This window comes from Bacillus sp. X1(2014), from assembly GCF_007678255.1.
This window is the reverse complement of sequence record NZ_VEED01000005.1, coordinates 136,364-153,247: the sequence shown is the minus strand read 5'-3', so window position 1 is coordinate 153,247 and position 16,884 is coordinate 136,364. Positions and strand designations below refer to the sequence as shown.

The 16,884-nt window shown below is 37.0% G+C and carries 17 protein-coding genes; 3 read left to right on the top strand and 14 right to left on the bottom strand.

Features of this window, described 5'->3' with window-relative positions:
- Nucleotides 1-77 precede the first annotated feature (77 nt).
- Together FS608_RS12285 and FS608_RS12280 are read right to left on the bottom strand one after the other, a co-directional pair.
- Nucleotides 78-2,213, bottom strand: coding sequence for a heavy metal translocating P-type ATPase (locus tag FS608_RS12285; protein WP_144550347.1), 2,136 nt, complete (start codon nt 2,211-2,213; stop codon nt 78-80).
- The gene (locus FS608_RS12280) at nt 2,210-2,572 is read right to left on the bottom strand and encodes an ArsR/SmtB family transcription factor (RefSeq protein WP_144550345.1); all 363 of its coding nucleotides are present in this window, start codon (nt 2,570-2,572) and stop codon (nt 2,210-2,212) included. The genes FS608_RS12285 and FS608_RS12280 overlap by 4 nt, the downstream gene beginning before the upstream one ends.
- A gap of 184 nt (nt 2,573-2,756) precedes the next feature.
- On the opposite strand from FS608_RS12280, the gene FS608_RS12275 reads away from it, so the two are divergent.
- The 3 genes from FS608_RS12275 to FS608_RS12265 are packed head-to-tail and all read left to right on the top strand — an operon-like array spanning nt 2,757 to nt 5,141.
- Entirely contained in the window at nt 2,757-3,773 is a 1,017-nt protein-coding gene (locus FS608_RS12275; RefSeq protein WP_144550343.1) for a multicopper oxidase domain-containing protein, read from the top strand.
- Between the two features lie 15 nt (nt 3,774-3,788).
- The gene (locus FS608_RS12270; RefSeq protein ID WP_144550341.1) at nt 3,789-4,955 is read left to right on the top strand and encodes a ZIP family metal transporter; all 1,167 of its coding nucleotides are present in this window, start codon (nt 3,789-3,791) and stop codon (nt 4,953-4,955) included.
- Between the two features lie 15 nt (nt 4,956-4,970).
- Nucleotides 4,971-5,141 (top strand): twin-arginine translocase TatA/TatE family subunit, encoded by a 171-nt coding sequence (locus FS608_RS12265; RefSeq protein WP_144550339.1) that lies wholly within the window; start codon nt 4,971-4,973, stop codon nt 5,139-5,141.
- Nucleotides 5,142-5,268: 127 nt separating this feature from the next.
- Here the strand turns inward: FS608_RS12265 and FS608_RS12260 are convergent, their stop codons facing one another.
- The 12 genes from FS608_RS12260 to FS608_RS12205 all read right to left on the bottom strand — a co-directional run bounded on the left by FS608_RS12260 (nt 5,269) and on the right by FS608_RS12205 (nt 16,807).
- Nucleotides 5,269-5,955: a DsbA family protein gene (locus FS608_RS12260; protein ID WP_144550337.1), complete on the bottom strand. Its 687-nt coding sequence runs from the start codon at nt 5,953-5,955 to the stop codon at nt 5,269-5,271.
- 36 nt (nt 5,956-5,991) lie between these two features.
- Nucleotides 5,992-6,396: a DoxX family protein gene (locus tag FS608_RS12255; protein WP_144550335.1), complete on the bottom strand. Its 405-nt coding sequence runs from the start codon at nt 6,394-6,396 to the stop codon at nt 5,992-5,994.
- A 210-nt stretch (nt 6,397-6,606) separates the two neighbouring features.
- On the bottom strand, nt 6,607-7,464 hold the full coding sequence (locus FS608_RS12250) for a M56 family metallopeptidase (RefSeq protein WP_144550333.1): 858 nt from the start codon (nt 7,462-7,464) through the stop codon (nt 6,607-6,609).
- 1 nt (nt 7,465) lies between these two features.
- On the bottom strand, nt 7,466-7,882 hold the full coding sequence (locus tag FS608_RS12245; protein WP_144550331.1) for a BlaI/MecI/CopY family transcriptional regulator: 417 nt from the start codon (nt 7,880-7,882) through the stop codon (nt 7,466-7,468).
- Nucleotides 7,883-7,949: 67 nt separating this feature from the next.
- Nucleotides 7,950-9,302 carry a UDP-glucose dehydrogenase family protein gene (locus tag FS608_RS12240; RefSeq protein WP_144550329.1) on the bottom strand — a complete coding sequence of 451 codons (1,353 nt, stop codon included), beginning with the start codon at nt 9,300-9,302 and terminating at the stop codon, nt 7,950-7,952.
- A 37-nt stretch (nt 9,303-9,339) separates the two neighbouring features.
- The gene (locus FS608_RS12235) at nt 9,340-10,821 is read right to left on the bottom strand and encodes a hypothetical protein (protein WP_144550327.1); all 1,482 of its coding nucleotides are present in this window, start codon (nt 10,819-10,821) and stop codon (nt 9,340-9,342) included.
- A gap of 63 nt (nt 10,822-10,884) precedes the next feature.
- Complete coding sequence (locus tag FS608_RS12230) at nt 10,885-11,808, bottom strand: FTR1 family iron permease (protein WP_144550325.1); 924 nt, start codon at nt 11,806-11,808, stop codon at nt 10,885-10,887.
- 30 nt (nt 11,809-11,838) lie between these two features.
- Nucleotides 11,839-12,594: a hypothetical protein gene (locus tag FS608_RS12225; protein ID WP_144550323.1), complete on the bottom strand. Its 756-nt coding sequence runs from the start codon at nt 12,592-12,594 to the stop codon at nt 11,839-11,841.
- 96 nt (nt 12,595-12,690) lie between these two features.
- Nucleotides 12,691-13,467 carry a glycosyltransferase family 2 protein gene (locus FS608_RS12220; RefSeq protein ID WP_144550321.1) on the bottom strand — a complete coding sequence of 259 codons (777 nt, stop codon included), beginning with the start codon at nt 13,465-13,467 and terminating at the stop codon, nt 12,691-12,693.
- On the bottom strand, nt 13,427-14,920 hold the full coding sequence (locus FS608_RS12215; protein ID WP_144550319.1) for an alkaline phosphatase family protein: 1,494 nt from the start codon (nt 14,918-14,920) through the stop codon (nt 13,427-13,429). The genes FS608_RS12220 and FS608_RS12215 overlap by 41 nt, the downstream gene beginning before the upstream one ends.
- Nucleotides 14,917-15,870 carry a lysylphosphatidylglycerol synthase transmembrane domain-containing protein gene (locus FS608_RS12210; protein WP_144550317.1) on the bottom strand — a complete coding sequence of 318 codons (954 nt, stop codon included), beginning with the start codon at nt 15,868-15,870 and terminating at the stop codon, nt 14,917-14,919. The genes FS608_RS12215 and FS608_RS12210 overlap by 4 nt, the downstream gene beginning before the upstream one ends.
- Nucleotides 15,851-16,807: an NAD-dependent epimerase/dehydratase family protein gene (locus FS608_RS12205; protein WP_144550316.1), complete on the bottom strand. Its 957-nt coding sequence runs from the start codon at nt 16,805-16,807 to the stop codon at nt 15,851-15,853. The genes FS608_RS12210 and FS608_RS12205 overlap by 20 nt, the downstream gene beginning before the upstream one ends.
- Between the last annotated feature and the right edge of the window lie 77 nt (nt 16,808-16,884).

Below are 16,884 nucleotides of genomic sequence, written 5' to 3'. Positions count from 1 at the left end.
AATAAAAAACTTACAAACTATGAAGGACCAGCATTAAAATCAAAAAATGGCTTCCCAAACTGTTGGGAAGCCATAGCTTATTTGTCTTTTATCCTGAGAAGTCGTAAACCATTAAGCGTCACAATAAGTGTCGCTCCCATATCTGCAAATATCGCAATCCATAGGGTTAACCAGCCTGGGATCACTAATAATAGTGCGAAGAGTTTAATTCCTAATGAAAACGTGATGTTTTGTTTGATAATAAATAAGGCTTTTCTGCTTAGGTTTAACGTAAATGGCAGTTTTCCTAAATCATCAGCCATTAAAGCAATATCGGCTGTTTCGAGAGCCGTATCCGTTCCAGCACCTCCCATAGCAATACCGACAGTCGATGCTGCAAGAGCTGGTGCATCATTCACACCGTCCCCAACCATGGCCACACGGTCGTATTTATTTCTTAATTCTTTAATAAAGGCAAGTTTATCTTGAGGTAAAAGATCAGCCTGAATATCAGAAACCCCTACCTGTTGGCCAATTGCATTTGCCGTCCCGTTATTATCGCCCGTTAACATGATCGTTTTTTGAATACCTAATGAGTGAAGTTTCTGAATAACTGATCGGCTGTTTCCTCTCACTTCATCTGCAACTGCTAGTAGGGCTAATATTTCTGAATCAGTCCCAGTCACCATAACTGTTTTCCCTTTATTTTGGAGTTCAGTTATCGACTCCTTAAGATTTGCTGGTATTCCATTGGTTAAGAGTTCATCGAATAAATTAGGGCTTCCCACATAATATATTTGATCCTTAACTCTACCTTTTATGCCTTTACCTGTAATGGAAAAGAAGTCTTCAATAGCAAGGTCTTGATAAGGTAATTGTTCTTGTTCAGCCTTTTTCATGATTGCTGAAGCTAAAGGATGTTGTGAACCATTTTCTAATGCAGCGATAATGGAAAGAAGTTCATTCGGATTTGCATTCTCTTGTGGAAGATAATCGGTTACAACAGGAATTCCTTCTGTTAAAGTCCCTGTCTTATCAAAGGCAATGGCTTTAAGTGCTCCCATTTCCTCTAAATGAATCCCACCTTTGATTAAGACACCATTTCTTGCCGCATTCCCAATAGCTGTTACAATCGACACAGGAGTGGAAATAACGAGTGCACAAGGACAACCTACCACTAAAACGGCCAGACCCTGATAGATCCATTTACTCCAATCCCCTTCAAATAATAAAGGTGGCAGTACGGCTACTAAAAGCGAAATCAACATGATGACAGGCGTATAATATTTCGCAAACCGATCAACAAATGCTTGTGACGGGGCCTTTTCTGCTTGAGCCTCTTCCACCAAATGAATGATTTTTGCAATCGTAGTATCGTCCACATGTTTGGTAACTTTGACTTCAAGAAGTCCTTCTTCATTAAGAGTTCCAGCAAATACTTCATCATCCACAGTTTTGGAAACTGGAACAGATTCTCCAGTAATCGCAGCTTGATTCACAGACGATAATCCTTTTACAACCATTCCATCCATAGCGATTTTCTGTCCAGGCTTTACGATTAAAATATCACCAATTCGAATATCGTCTACTTCTACTGTAAACTCTTTATTCCCCCTACGAATTAAGGCCTCTTTCGGAGCAATATCCATTAAGGAACGAATGGATTGTCTCGCTTTATCCATCGAGTAAGACTCTAGAACCTCACTAATAGCGAACAGGATGACAACCGTTGCACCTTCTCCCCACTCACCGATAATCGCTGCTCCGATAACAGCTATTGTCATTAAGGTTCTCATATCAAATTCAAGTCGAAATAAGTTTTTCAATCCCGTGGTGAAAAGACGATAACCACCTACTAAGATGGCAGCCCCATAGGGCAGTATCGAAGAAATACTTTCTTCACCATTAGTTTGTGATGAAACCCATCCAATAAGCAAGAAAACAAATGAGGCGATAACCGTTGAATATTGTTTCAGGAACGGTTCTTTTTTCTCATCAAAACGCTCTTTCTCAGGGATGACTTTTATATTCTCAAACGCCCCTGCTTTTTCTATTTCCTCTATTGTCGTTTCGCCATAAACGGTAAGTTTAGAAGCACCAAAATTTACACTCGCATTAGCAACACCATCCAGGTGCTGTACGTTCTTTTCGAACTTTGTCGCACAGCCTGCTCAGGTGAATCCTTGCACACGGTACACGGTTTTTTCATTGGATTTTTCCAAAGAGTCACTCATGATTTCACCTCCTTTTGATGCTCAAATGCAATTTGAATCAATTGTTTTACATGATCATCATCCAATGAATAGAAAACTAATTTTCCCTCTTTTCGATATTTCGCTAATCCTAAATTACGAAGAAGCCGCAAATGGTGAGAGGCAGTTGCCGTAGTACATCCCACAATATTTGCTACATCACATACGCATAATTCCTCTTCCTCACTTAACGAATAAGCAATCTTTATTCTAGTGTCATCAGATAACGCTTTAAATATTTGTGAAACTGCCATTGTATTTTGCTTAGAAACAGATTCTTTAACCCTTTTTACCTTTTCTCCATCCACGCAGGTAACTTCACATATATCATTTTCTTTCAAAAAAATTAACCTCCTTATTCAAACGCCCATTTGATTATCAGTATATGTAAATTCGTTTAAATGGTCAAATAATTATTTGAATGTTTTTCGAATTCTGTATTGACAAGAAGAATGTCCGTAACATAAAGTATTGACAAGGACAATAAAGTTGCATCAGGTAAACTTTTTAGGAGGAGGTAAAAGCATGTCAGACAATAAGATTTCTCGAAGGGATATTTTAAAGATCGGAACGACGGGTGCAATAGGAATGGCAGGAAGTATTTATTTAAATAAAGTTGCACCTTTTTCTAAAGTAGTCCATGCTGAGGATCATACATCATCAAGTCACCATAATCATTCTGCAAATCACTCAAACATGTATGATTCTACGAAAACAGAAGGTTATAAAATGGCTAAACGTCTCTTAACCGAGTTTGATTATGGAAAAACTACAAAACAATTAGACGGTCGTACTTTGCGTGAATATCAAATCGTTGCAGTTGATAAAGAAATAGAAATTGCAAAGGCGATTAAGTTCCCTGGTTGGACCTATAATGGCACGATTCCTGGCCCAACATTTCGCTGTACCGAAGGAGATCTTTTACGATTTCATTTTTTTAACGGTGGGAGTCATCCTCACTCGATTCATTTTCATGGTATTCACCCACCAGAAATGGATGGATTGGACCCTATCGCTCCAGGTGAATCCTTTACGTATGAATTTGAAGCAAAACCGTATGGATTACAACTTTACCATTGCCATGTTTTACCTTTACGACGACATATTCATAAAGGCTTATATGGAAATTTTATTATTGATCCAAAAACACCAAGGGAACCAGCACTTGAATTAAATATGGTCATGAATGCCTTTGATTTGGATTTAGATGGAGCAAACGAATTTTATACGGTGAATGGGTACGCTTTTGCCTTTATGAATCATCCAATAAAGATCAAGAAGGATGAACTTGTCCGTATCTATTTAAGCAATTTAACCGAATTTGACTTACTAAACTCTTTCCATCTACATGCAAACTATTTTACGTATATACCAACAGGTAGAAATGACAACCCAAGTCAATTTACGGATACCATCATGCAGTGCCAAGGGGAACGCGGGATTATTGAAGTTCGTTTTCCATACAAGGGAAAATATATGTTTCACGCTCATGTCAGTGAATTTGCGGAACTAGGCTGGATGGGATTCTTTGAGGTTGAATAGAAAGGAGTGAAAACCATGAAATCAAAATGGGTGATTACAGGTCTTATTCCACTTGTTCTATTAGTGCTTGTGTTGGGTTGGGTATTTAAAAATGGGGCTGGAGTAGAACGAGATCCTGCTGCTCCAATTGAAGTGCTAAATGTGGAACAAACAAAAATTGTACCATCAGGATTTGAGTTAAATGTCAGCAATACCGGCCCAGAAAAATTGACCATATCTCAAGTGATTGTGGATGATTCTGTATGGAATTTTTCGATGACTCCAGATTCCACACTGAATAGGTTTGAAGATGGAAAAGTAACAATTAATTATCCATGGGTTGAAGGTGACCCCCATACAATTCTATTAATTTCGGAGAATGGTATCATAACGGAAGCCGTGATTGATGCAGCCACATTAACTCCCGAATTTTCATGGGATAATGTGTTGAACTACGGATTTATTGGCTTCTATGTCGGAATTGTACCGATTACTCTAGGATTATTGTGGTATCCATTTATGAAACGTTTGAAAAAAAGCTGGATTAATTCCATTCTTGCCCTCACAGTAGGACTTCTATTATTCTTATTTTTTGGCACGTTATTTGATGGATTTGAAATAGGAGCTGAAGCACCGTCTGTATTCCAGGGCAACATGATTGTGATAATTTGTACGGTCCTTTCTTTTCTTTTACTAGTTGGATTTGATCAATATCAACATCAAAGACAAAAACGAACGGGTTATTCACCGCTGGGGATTTCATTATTGATGGCAACAGGAATTGGTCTTCATAATTTTGGTGAAGGATTGGCTATTGGTTCTTCCTTTGCCCTCGGGGAAGCTGCATTGGGTACTTTTTTAGTAATCGGTTTTACCTTGCATAATATTACTGAGGGGATTGGGATTGCTGCTCCATTATTAAAAAGCAAACCAAAATTTAGTTCATTTGTATTATTAGGAACGATTGCTGGTGCACCCGCCATTTTGGGAACATGGTTTGGAGGTTTTATCTTTTCACCAATTTGGGGGGCAATATTTTTAGGAATTGGTGCGGGTGCCATTTTACAGGTAATATTTGTTATCTCCAAAATGCTGATCGAAGAACAAAAAAAGAATAAGGAACCAGTTGTATCATGGATGAATTTTACTGGATTTACACTTGGACTATTAATCATGTATTTTACGGCTTTTTTCGTAAAATAATTAGGAGGCGTCAAGGTGGCAAACATAGGAATCGGTGGTGCCTTATTGATATTTATGATTGCATTAATTGTTTTTGGGCCGAAAAAACTGCCTGAGCTCGGTCGTGCATTGGGATCTACTCTTAAAGAATTTAAACAGTCAACAAAAGGTATCATGGATGATGATCACGATAAGGAAAATAAATAAAATAATACGAGGTGGTTCATCGATAAGACGATGTACCACCTATTTTGATGTATTCCTGAATTCATTTGTATTTTCAAATATGGTTCAACTGTAACTTCTTTTTAGGTAATTATTTCAGATTTAGAAATCACTCTTCAGTTGCTGCTTCGTTTACCCTTTTCTTGAAATCGTCATAGGTGTTCCCTTCAAATTTCACACCATTAATAAAAATGGAAGGGGTGCTTGTAATACTTAACTTATTAGCAGCACTCATATCTTTCTCCCAAGCCTCTTTTGATTGGTCATTATCAAAGGCATTGACCACTCGTTTTACCTCAGCTTCAGAAACAATTTCACTTAAAGTGTCCTTAAGAAAGGCTTCCGTATAGATATCCATTTGCTCCGCTTTCGTATCATCAGGCTGTTTTTTATATAACAGTTCATGAAACTTCCAAAACGTTTCATTTCCTAGTTCCTTAAAGACGGTTTCTGCAAATTTGGCAGAACGAGTAGAATCAACATTGATAAACGAATAATTCATAAAATAAAACGAAGCTTTTCCTGTATCGATAAAATCCTTTTCGATATTTGGAAGTAGTGTATCATTAAAATTTTTGCAATAAGGGCATTTATAATCACCAAATTCAACGATTTTTACAGGGGCTGACTTTTCCCCTAAAAATGGCTGTCCCTCATAGTCCATTGCTTCTTTTTTAGCCGTATTTGATAAAAAAATTAACCCGACGAGACAAACTGCGATTAACCCAATCACCCAGAAAATAAATTTAGATGATTGATTATTCGGTTTTGTTGTTTTCCTTTTTCCTGGAGACATCTATTCACCCTCTAATTTCTCTAAGTATTAAAATCATTATTGTGGATTTTTTGAGAATAATTTCGAATCAAGCGAAAGAGCAGATTTTGAATTTAGGAATAGAAATACTGCCATGACCGCAAAGGCAAGATCCAATTCAAACCCAGCGCCTTGTCCATTCCCCATGAAACCGGCTGCTAATTTTACTTTTAAAATAGCTCCTATCATGATGAAAACAAAAAGGGCCGCAATATATCGTGTTCCAAATCCGATGGTTAACAACAAACCCCCAACTAATTCAATAATAGCGACTATGTACCCCATAAAACCTGGAATTCCTATACTATCAAACCAACCTACAGTATTTTCGATGCCACTTTGAAACTTTGAAAATCCATGAATAAAAAAAGATAACCCTAAAAATATCCTTAGAATGAGTGTCCCTGCTTCTGATTTTTTCAATTTACTTTCTCCTTTCAACATTCGTTTATTCACCACTACAAATCGTAGTGTAAAAGAGTAAAAAATTCACTCATTTACACAAAAAAACCCATTTAACACTACTCATTGTAGTGTAAGCTGTTGCAAATGGTCAAGTGATAATACTTCTCTATCAATTAATCTATTAACTACTTAATTAAATAAAGGATTGGACTTAACCTCCAATCCTTATTAGGCAATAACTAATAGCAATAATATTAAAATAAATACATTTAAAGAGATGACAATTGTTCGTGTCTCTACTTTAACCGGAATTGATTGCTGCGGATTAATCAATTGCTGAAGCCTATAATCGATTGTACTATCTGCAAAATGGACTATAGCTGGAGTTAGATTTGAATTAACCTTCAGCTGCTTCTTAATTAACTTTAAAAGAGCACTGCCTAATCCAAGTTCTGAACCCATTCGATTAATCGCATACTCATCTGCAACTAGTTCAATCATAATCCGATAATTCTGATAGGACCATCTCGTAAGAGGGATATACCATATCGATTCTGAGATCATTTGTAAAATAAATACCTTAATTCCATCATAATACCTTTGGTGCGAAGTCTCATGGTAAATGACTGCTTCTAATTCCTTTGCATCTAACATTTCAATTAGTGTTGTAGAAAGGACAATTACTGGGTTCGAAAACCCAAATGTAAATGCCAACGGATCTTTGTGATTGATCACAAGGATATCATCATTTTTTCTGTTAAAGATTTGATTCAATTGTTTGGATTTATCTTTATTCATAAGTAGTTGAATTTTATTTTGAAATGAATGTAAAACAAGGATTTGCTGTACGACCTTTTTACAAATCATGAAAACTGTATAGAAAATATACGCATTCACAATTATTAAGATGGCATAGTAGGCAAACGTACCTTTTTCAAATAAGCTAATGCAAAAATTAAAGATATTAAATAGCTCTAATGGGCCAAATAAGATATTAACTAGAAACATAGCCATTTGAACAAACAAAATAATCGCAAAGAAAAGGGCTAATCCTAAAACGGCAGTTGATTTATGTTTCCAGATCATATTACTTTCGGCCCTTTTTTAATTGTTCAATTTTTTGTTCCAGTTTCAGAAGTAAATGATCATCCACTTCATTTAAAGAATCGAGCATATGATTAACCACTAATCCGCCAAATTCGTCCAAAAGGTTATCTGTTAGTTTTTTTGATTGGTCGCTAATAAAATCCTCTTTGGTCTTTATTGGTTTAAAGAGAGATGTTCTTCCTTCCAATCTTTTCGTAAGGATGTTTTTATCGACAAGACGGTTCATAACGGTCATGACCGTATTAAAGTTGAGGGGTTTTTCGTTTTCTAATTTTTGTTGAACGTCCTTTATACTCTTTTCATTGCCGTCCCATAGAATGTCCATTATTTTAGATTCTAGCGGACCGAAAAAACGATTAAGCCCTTCTTGGTCAAAACGAAAATTATTGACTGTCATTTAACATCCTCCCTTCCATTACATATTGTAGTGTAAAATCTTTAATTTTTCAATGCAAGCCTTATCTCTATCCAAGGCCGAAACCGAATGTTTTTATTATGTTCTCTTTCCCAATCACACATGGTCGCCCGATTGAATGGTATTCAACAGGGAAGCCTTTCATAGCATCAAGCTGAAAGCAATTTCTGCCATCAAAAATAACTGGCTCTGTCATCCATTCAGAAAACATATTTATAGGAATATTTTTAATCTCTTCCCATTCCGTTCCAATGAACGCAAGATCCGCATTCATCAATGCTTGCTCCAATGTATCAGAATATGAAATTATTTCTCCAATTTCTCTTTTTGCATTGATTATTGCAACAGGATCATAGGCAGTGACGATTGCTCCCTCCATCACCAACCTTTTTGCCAACTTGATAGAAACAGACTCACGGACATCGTCAGTATTAGGCTTGAATGATAGCCCTAACAGTGCGACCTTTTTTCCCTTTAAGCTTTTAAACCGATCTAATGCTTTGTCGATTAGCCTTAATTCTTGCCTTTTATTAATTTCCATAACCTCATCTAAAAGTCTTATTGGTTCTCCAACTTCATTTGCTAAATGAATAAGTTCCTTCGTATCTTTTGGCAGACAAGAGCCTCCAAAACCTACTCCAGCATTTAGAAATGAGGTTCCAATTCTTGTATCCATCCCCATCCCTCGGCTGATTTCTTCAATATTTCCACCTATTTGTTCACAAATACCAGAAAGAGCATTTACATAGCCAATTTTTAAGGCTAAAAATGAATTGGAGGCAATTTTAATCAATTCCGCACTTTTTGTATCTGTTTTAATAATAGGAATGTGCAATGGTTTATATAACTCTTCCAATGTATGGATCGCTTCCTTGCTGTCGGATCCGATTATGATACGGTCTCCATGGAAAGTATCATAAACGGCAGCACCCTGCCTAAGGAATTCTGGATTGGCAGCTAAATGAAAACAATAGGGTGAACGCAATTCAGACTGAATCCACTCTTTAATTTTCTCATTTGTTCCTAATGGTACCGTGCTTTTCGTTACAATTAGAATATTATTTCTAGTTATCGTTCTGCCAATTTCTTTTGAAATCTGTTCAATATATTGTAAATCAAGAGAACCATTTTTATCATTTGGTGTTCCAACTGTGATCATGATGATATCTGCATCCTGATAACCGATAAAGGGACTAGTTGTAAACGAAAGTCTGCCTGCCTCGAGATTGTTTTTCATTAACTCTTCTAATCCCGGTTCATAGAAGGTTGCTTCGCCTTTAAGAAGTGTATTTATTTTTTGAGGGTCACGATCCACACAAATGACATCATGGCCGATCTCCGCTAAACACACCCCTGTGACAAGTCCAACATACCCTGTACCAGCAATGGCTATTTTTTTCAAAGCATTTTTCCCTTCCTTTATGAATATCTTCTAATTCTTAATGGACTGCTTCATTTCCTATCCATTTAAATAAAGTAATATCATGATAAACTGGATCAAAAAGTTCATTTGATTGAAAGCTTGCTACTTTTATTATTTTGCCATCCAATGAATGACCTTGTGTGAGGAATCCTTTTACTACTTTATCCGTTAGAAGTATCGTTCTTCCACTGTAATATTTTGAATCTGACTTAAAAAAATCAAACGTTTCGAGTCTTTTATGTGTATAAGATGCATTTAAATACTGGAGTACCCTTGTTTCTTCCCATGTATAAAGAATCACAGGCTGATCCATTTTCGATATATATTCATCCATCTTATAGATAGCTGGACTTTCTGTTCCTTCTGCTTTTAATAATACAACATCTTTCCAAACTTGATGACCTAAGAGGATTAACGCTAGTCCTAGTATCAGATATGATGCCCTTTTTGAAAAAAGATTGATACAAATGAAGAAAATTAACAGAATGATTAATGGAAGTACGTGCCGAGCCTTTTCAATGTTTTGTCCAAGCAATCCCCAAACAAAATAGCAGGAAAACATTAGGTAAAGTAGATTCATAATGGGGTGATTAGGTTTTGGTTCCTGCTTTTTATAGCTGCGAAATAGGATAAACATCAGAAAATAAATAAAAATAACTACAGTGATAATAGATTTGCCAGCGATGCCAGTCCAGACAATATTCCCCCATGAGAATTTCGTCAGCCTCTCCAAAAAACTTATTTTGGATGTTTCTATTGCACCGCCCCAATCATTAAAATGCCCCGATGTAAAGGCCAATGATAGCTTAATAAAACCAATCAAACTACCTTCTGAAACAATAAGAGCAACGATCCAACAGGCCTGAAAGGCGATGCCAAACAGACAGTAATAAATTAAATCTACTTTGGAAATCGTTTTATCTTTAACTTTAAGGTAAAAAAGAAAAAGAATACCGATGGAAAATGGCAGATAAGAAAGGCGAATTCCCAGCATAAGGCTTAACATGGCTAAGGGGATCAAAATAAATGTTGAATTCGTCTTCTTAAAAGCAAAAAACAAACTCCACAAATACCACCAAAAGGCGGCAAGTGCCGCCCCTTCAGACATTGGCTGGTTAACCATGACGATGCAAAAACTGCTAGAATAAATGATTGCAGCCGATAGCCATGAATAACTGCCGCTTAAAAAGCTCCTGCATAATTTATAAATTGGAAACACAGAACTGGCATAAAAAAGAATGTTAAACATAGTCAGTGCCTCTGATGGATCATTCACAAATAGATGAATGAATTTGCCTCCTAAAATAAACAAAGGATAACCAGGGAAATGCGGCTGCATAGCCATTAAATCAAATCTTGTAACAGCAAGAGAAAAATCAACCTGGTCCCATGAGGAAGTATAAGGATTTACATAAAGAAGCTGTGATAGAAAAACAATCATTATAGCTGTAATACTTAATCCTATTAGGCTTTTTTTTAACGGATTAGATAATTTCATTCATTCACACTCCTTTTCAGAGAAAAAGTACAAGGCAAAAGCCTTGTACTTTTTGTTTAAGGGTTATTTAACTTGTGTCTTAAGAATGTGGCCATTCTGTGAAGCATTTTCTTTTTTCCGCTGACTTGCTACTGGTTTGGAGGAGGTTAGCAGAAAAATGGCTACAAAGTATCCGATATATGCCAGAACTTCTTCAAGCGAAGGCATTGATGAATAACCAAATAATGCTTTCAAGAAAACTCCAATATCTCCTGAAAGTATGGGTGCTGTCCCAGTATCACGAAGATAATGAGTATAATCAATAGGATGCTCCGGCAAAAACCAGGTAAGATCATACACATGCGGCAGGACACTTCCAATGATGTTAATATCCTGCATCATGGATATAGCTTGAACCAACAGTCCGGCTGAAATAAGAATAATAAAAGCTCCTGTTAATTTAAAGAAGCTGCTTAATGGAATCCTCATTGTTCCTTTAAAGAACAAATAGGAAACGATAACAGCTATGACTACACCTGTAATCGCACCCCAGCCTTCCATGGCGGCACCGATGTTTCCTCCAGTAATGGCGGCAAAGAAGAATACCGTTTCCACACCTTCTCGTAGAACAACAAGAAAGGAATGGACGACCATACCCACAACATTTCCAGCGGAAATAAACTTATTCATTTTTCCTTCCATATTCCCTTTTATATCACGACTGTGACTAGCCATCCAGAAAACCATTTGGGTAAGTAAAACTGTAGATACAAGCATAATTCCTATTTTTAGATACATTTCGCTTCCCATGGCTGCAAAACCTGTAAATACAATTTGGAATAATAGGGCTACTCCGATACTTGCCAATACGGCAAGACCTGCCCCCATCCAAACATATTTTGTGTACTGCTTATGATCTACTCTTTTAAGATAGGTTGTAATGATTCCTACAATTAATAAGGCCTCTAACACTTCCCGGAATGTGATTAACAATGCCTGAATTTCCACAGTCCTTCTCCTCCCCCATGGTGCCTTCGTTTACTTTCTTCTTTTGCGGATCACAAAGATAATAACAGCGATAATAACTCCTACTATTAAAATTAGCGGGATCCAGTTACGGATATTTGATATATCCGTCCAATCCTTTTTCCCAGTGCTTTGTTGTTCTGTGGCACTTTCAGAAAAATGCCCTACTTCAAGACTTTTTAATTTAAATTCTGATTTTAAGCTATCTAGAATTTCTGCTTTATTTTCCTTAAAGGCCTCTAAATTTGCTTCTTTTTTTCCTACCCCAAACAAGCCAGGGTTCCCCAATGCTACCAGAGCCTGATCAAAATCAGTTCGGATTTTTTTATCATTATCAGGGTTTTCAGCTTCAACCTTCGGGGATATAGCTTCGTATGTAGCAAATCCTTTCGCAAGTAGTCGCTTCGTTGTGTCATATTCCTTAAAGTTATTCTCAATACTTTCCAAACGTCTGGCAATATTTAAAACAAGAAGTTTTTCCATATTTTCTAAAGTAGCTTTTTTATCTTCTGCTTCGATATTTTTCAAAATCAACTTTGCAGGCTCAGGACCCATATGCATATCGATTTCTTCTTTAACGGTTTCAAAAAGCTTTTTAGCAGATGTGAAATTCGGAGGGGTCTCATCAAGCTTAGTGACCATTTCCTTATATACTTCAGCAACCTTTTCTTCATTCGGGTCACCATATGAGTAAGCATGGGCATCACTAATGGAAAGGCTGTTAACAATTATTGCTACAATAAAAAATAAAACTGAGAGTTTTTTCATCTAAATTCCCTCCTGTGGTTAATGATAATGATTATCATCCTCGCTGTCAATATAGCAATGAAGAATGTCACATATTTATCATACTTATCTGACAAATTAATCCTGTTTTCTATCTAAGATAGGAAACACCCTGCCGCCTTGCGTCCTATAGGTCTGCTTTGTAGTGTGTACTTTTTTCACTGGCCTTCTCATTTCTTTTAAAATAGCCGGTAAGACCGAGGTCATATAAGAACGAAACTTAATAAATGATTCACCTGTTTTACGAACCTGATATCGAATGGGAATTTCCTGCATACGAAACCCTTTTCGAATTAAATTTAATGTGACCACTTGGGCATAATTGTAATCATGGATAATTTCTGCTTCCTCCATGGCCTGTCTAGAAAATGCTCTCATACCAGATTGACCATCATAGATCCATTTCCGGAGAAGAAGCGCTTGTAGAAAGGTAAAACAGTAATTTCCGATTCTTCTGTTCCATTTCATACCATCAATCGATCCAAGAAAACGGGATCCCATCACATAATCAAAAGTTCCCAATAAGATGGGTTCAATTAATTCCGGAATTTGTTCAGCTGGGTATTCATTATCGGCATCAATCATAACACCAATATCTGCTCCATATAAAACACACAGTTCCAGCCCTTTTCTCACTGCTGCCCCTAATCCTCGATTTTTATCAAACGTGTGAACATAATTTGCTCCCGCTGCCCACGATAGTTCTTCAGTCCGATCACTAGAACCATCATTTACCACTAGAACCTCTACACACACATGGGAATTGAAATTTCTGGGTATTTTTCGAATGACCTCTGTAATTGAGTCTTCTTCGTTATATGCTGGCAGAAAAACTATTACTTTTTGGTGCTTCATAATCAATAACATCCTTCCTTACTGCATCAATTAATACTGGGCCTCGGGATTTATCAGGGAATGGTGCACCCAGTAAGTAAGAGATGGTAGATGCGAGGGATACTAAACTATGCTTCTCCTCCACACTCTTTCCTTTCTCGATAGAAGGGCCATACATGAAAAAGGGAACAAATCTTTCACCTTCATCCAAATGCCCATGCCCGCCGATACCATCTGCCTGACCATGATCAGCACAAACAATAAACGTGTAATTTTCAAGCTTTCCTCTATCCTTTAACCAATGAAAATATTCTTCTACCAGGGAATCGGCTTCTTCAATCTTTTGAATATATTCATCATATAAAACACCACGGCTGTGTCCAGTTTGGTCTGTACTTATTAATTGAACAATTTGTAGGTCTGGATCCTGCTCTTCCATGATATTTTTAGCTCGTTCAATAATGCCGCGATCCACTAAATTATTTTTCATAACAGCAGTAAATGTCTCAACATCCTTACCAAAGGAATCGACGAGATGCGCTACAGCTAATAAAGAACCCTTTTTCCCTACTTTTCGAAGACTATCAAAAACACTTTCGACTTTAATCCCAAGCTTCCAAACCATATTCGACTTTATACCATGTTCAAAGGGATACGTTCCTGTAAACATAGAGGAAAAGCATACAACGGTTCGTGCAGGATAAACGGTTTCCATATTCGTATACTCTGTACCATTTTTCCTCAAAAAGTCGAGAAACGGCGTATTGGCTTCTTCAAAGCGTTCTTTCCGCATACCATCTATGACCATAACAATCACTTTTTCATTAATGGCAGATGTCCGCTCCTCTATATTTGACGTATAGGTTGGAATAATTTTCGGCTTCCAATCAAATAGGTTTTTATGGAGAATCCATGAGAATAAAAGGATACCTGCATAAAAAAGGATTAGTACTCCAACTTCACTGCCAGTCCATGACGGCTCCGAAGTGACTAAATTCCAAAGAGACAATAATAAAAGAAACTTAGGCAATTGCTCTTGGGCATTTCCGCTTGTTGAATCGCTATTTTTTAGCACAAGCTTCCAGAAACGTGTAAAATTAAGCCATGAAGTACCAATTCGCAGATGATAATAAAACGTTCCCCAAAAAAACACGGTAAAGAAGAAATATAATCCCACTGCTGTAAGCAGCAAACTGAGATTCACTTGATCCCAGATAATAAGATATACCGTAAATGGAATCCATAAATAATTTCTTAAGAATAATGGGTAATCGAACAAATAGTAAATAATCAGCATTGGCAGGATTGCGAGGAACCCAAGGGCTAGATCTCCTAAAAATGAAGGATTGCCAAGCTTTGAAATGGAATAGATCAGCATGATTCCAATGGTAAAAATCGGTGTAAATGGCTTTCCCTCGTTTAAAAGGTTCCAGCACCTGGCGGCAAATTTTTCAAATGATGATGCTTTTTTCATTCAGGTCTTCCCCTCCTTAATAATATCTCTCTTATTTGTCTTATTTTCGTTACCGGTGAATGGATTAATAATAGGCATCCAACTAGATAGGAAAAAATAAATTTATAACTATGGCTTATAAGTGCCACCATATACCCATCTTTGATTGGATAATGAAAACTTGCTAGTGCAGCAGTCATGACGGATTCATAGGTTGAAATTCCACCAGGCGTAATCTGAAAAATCTGTCCCCCTACCGTGATCGAGTTAACCCAAATGGCCTTGTAAAGCGGCAGACCATTACCTATCGATGCGGTTACACTCCAGACAACAGCTCCTTCAAGTGCCCAACTAAACGCAATGAAGAGCATAATTAAAACAAAATTCTTTCCAGCTAAGCTTGTTTTTACTAATTGTATATGCTTTTCCACAAACCGCGGACGATGTTTTTTGACGAAAAAGGATCCAATTAAAATCATTATTACTAAAATAAACAACAAACCTAGTGAATAACGAAAGACAAATGGCCTTGAAAAGGCAACGAGTCCAATAAATGAAAACATGAGGAGAAAAAACATATCTATTGCTCGAAGGACAATAACAGAATGGGCTGAAATTTCCGGACTTATGTTTTTTTCCCTCCAGGATAGAACGCCAATTCTAACTGCATCCCCCACCTTAATTGGAGTAATATGATTCACGAAAAGGCTTAGGAGCACCCCCTGCAGGCAGCTATAGAATCTTACTTTCTTTCCTAAATATAATCTCCATGCTTCAGCTCTTAGAATAAAAGATAATAGGTAAGAAATCGTCACAGCTACAATCATAAAAGGGTTTCCTACAAAAAACTCCTGCATTGCATTAAATAACTTTTCAACATGCAAATAGCGCAGTGATAGAACAATAAATATCCCTGCCAGAATCAACCCCATTAGCCTTATCAGTAAACGATTAACTGATTTCTGACTCATGTTTTTTTGCCCATTCTATCGTCTTGGAAAGGCCTTCTGAAAAAGAAACAGATGGTTGAAATCCAAGCTGCTCCCTTGCCTTTGAAGTATCTGCCCAAGTGGAATGAACATCACCTTGGCGAAATTCAGCCTGCCTTACTGCTATATCCGGAAAATACAGCCTGAGGTGATCTACTAGTTCTTCAAGGAAAATAGGACTCCCAGAGCCAATATTAAATGTGCCCACTTTTTCCTGTTGGTTAAAAGCACTAATGATTCCAGCAATACAATCATCAATATAGGTATAATCCCTCGCCGTCCTATTTCCAAAAAGGGTAATTTCCTTTTTATCGATCAGCTTTTTGATAAACCCTGTAATCGCCATATCCGGTCTGCCCCATGGTCCATATACTGTAAAAAAGCGAAGGATTGAGACTTTATAGTCAAATAAGGAAGAATAAGCATGACAAAACGCTTCCGCACCAAACTTGGCCGCTGCATAAGGAGAAACAACTCGTCCAGTTGCCATCTCCTCTTTAAGAGGAACATTTTTTTGTTCACCGTAAACCGATGACGAAGATGCGAAAATAAACTGTTTTACATTGGATTCCCCAGCAAAACGAAGAGCATTAATCGTCGCTTTGATATCGTAATCTACATACTCATTCGGAGCAGCAATAGAGTGAGGTACTCCTGGAATAGCGGCTAAGTGAATGACTATTTCCGGTTTGAAAGAAATAAATATTTCTCTGACTTTATCTTCATTATGTATAAGGCTTTCTTGATAAAAATGAAACTTCCCTGCTTCACTAACAAATTCAAGATGGCGCTTTTTTCTCTCAATTGAGTAATACGGGTGAAGTACGTCAAGGATTAGTACTTCGTGTCCTTCTTTTATCAATCTTCTAGTAAGATGGGAACCAATAAATCCGGCCCCTCCAGTTACGATTATTTTCAATCAGAAACACCTCTAAATAGTTCATTAAGTCCTATTCTCTCATATACAAGAAAAAAGGAAAAACCTTGCGTCACTAG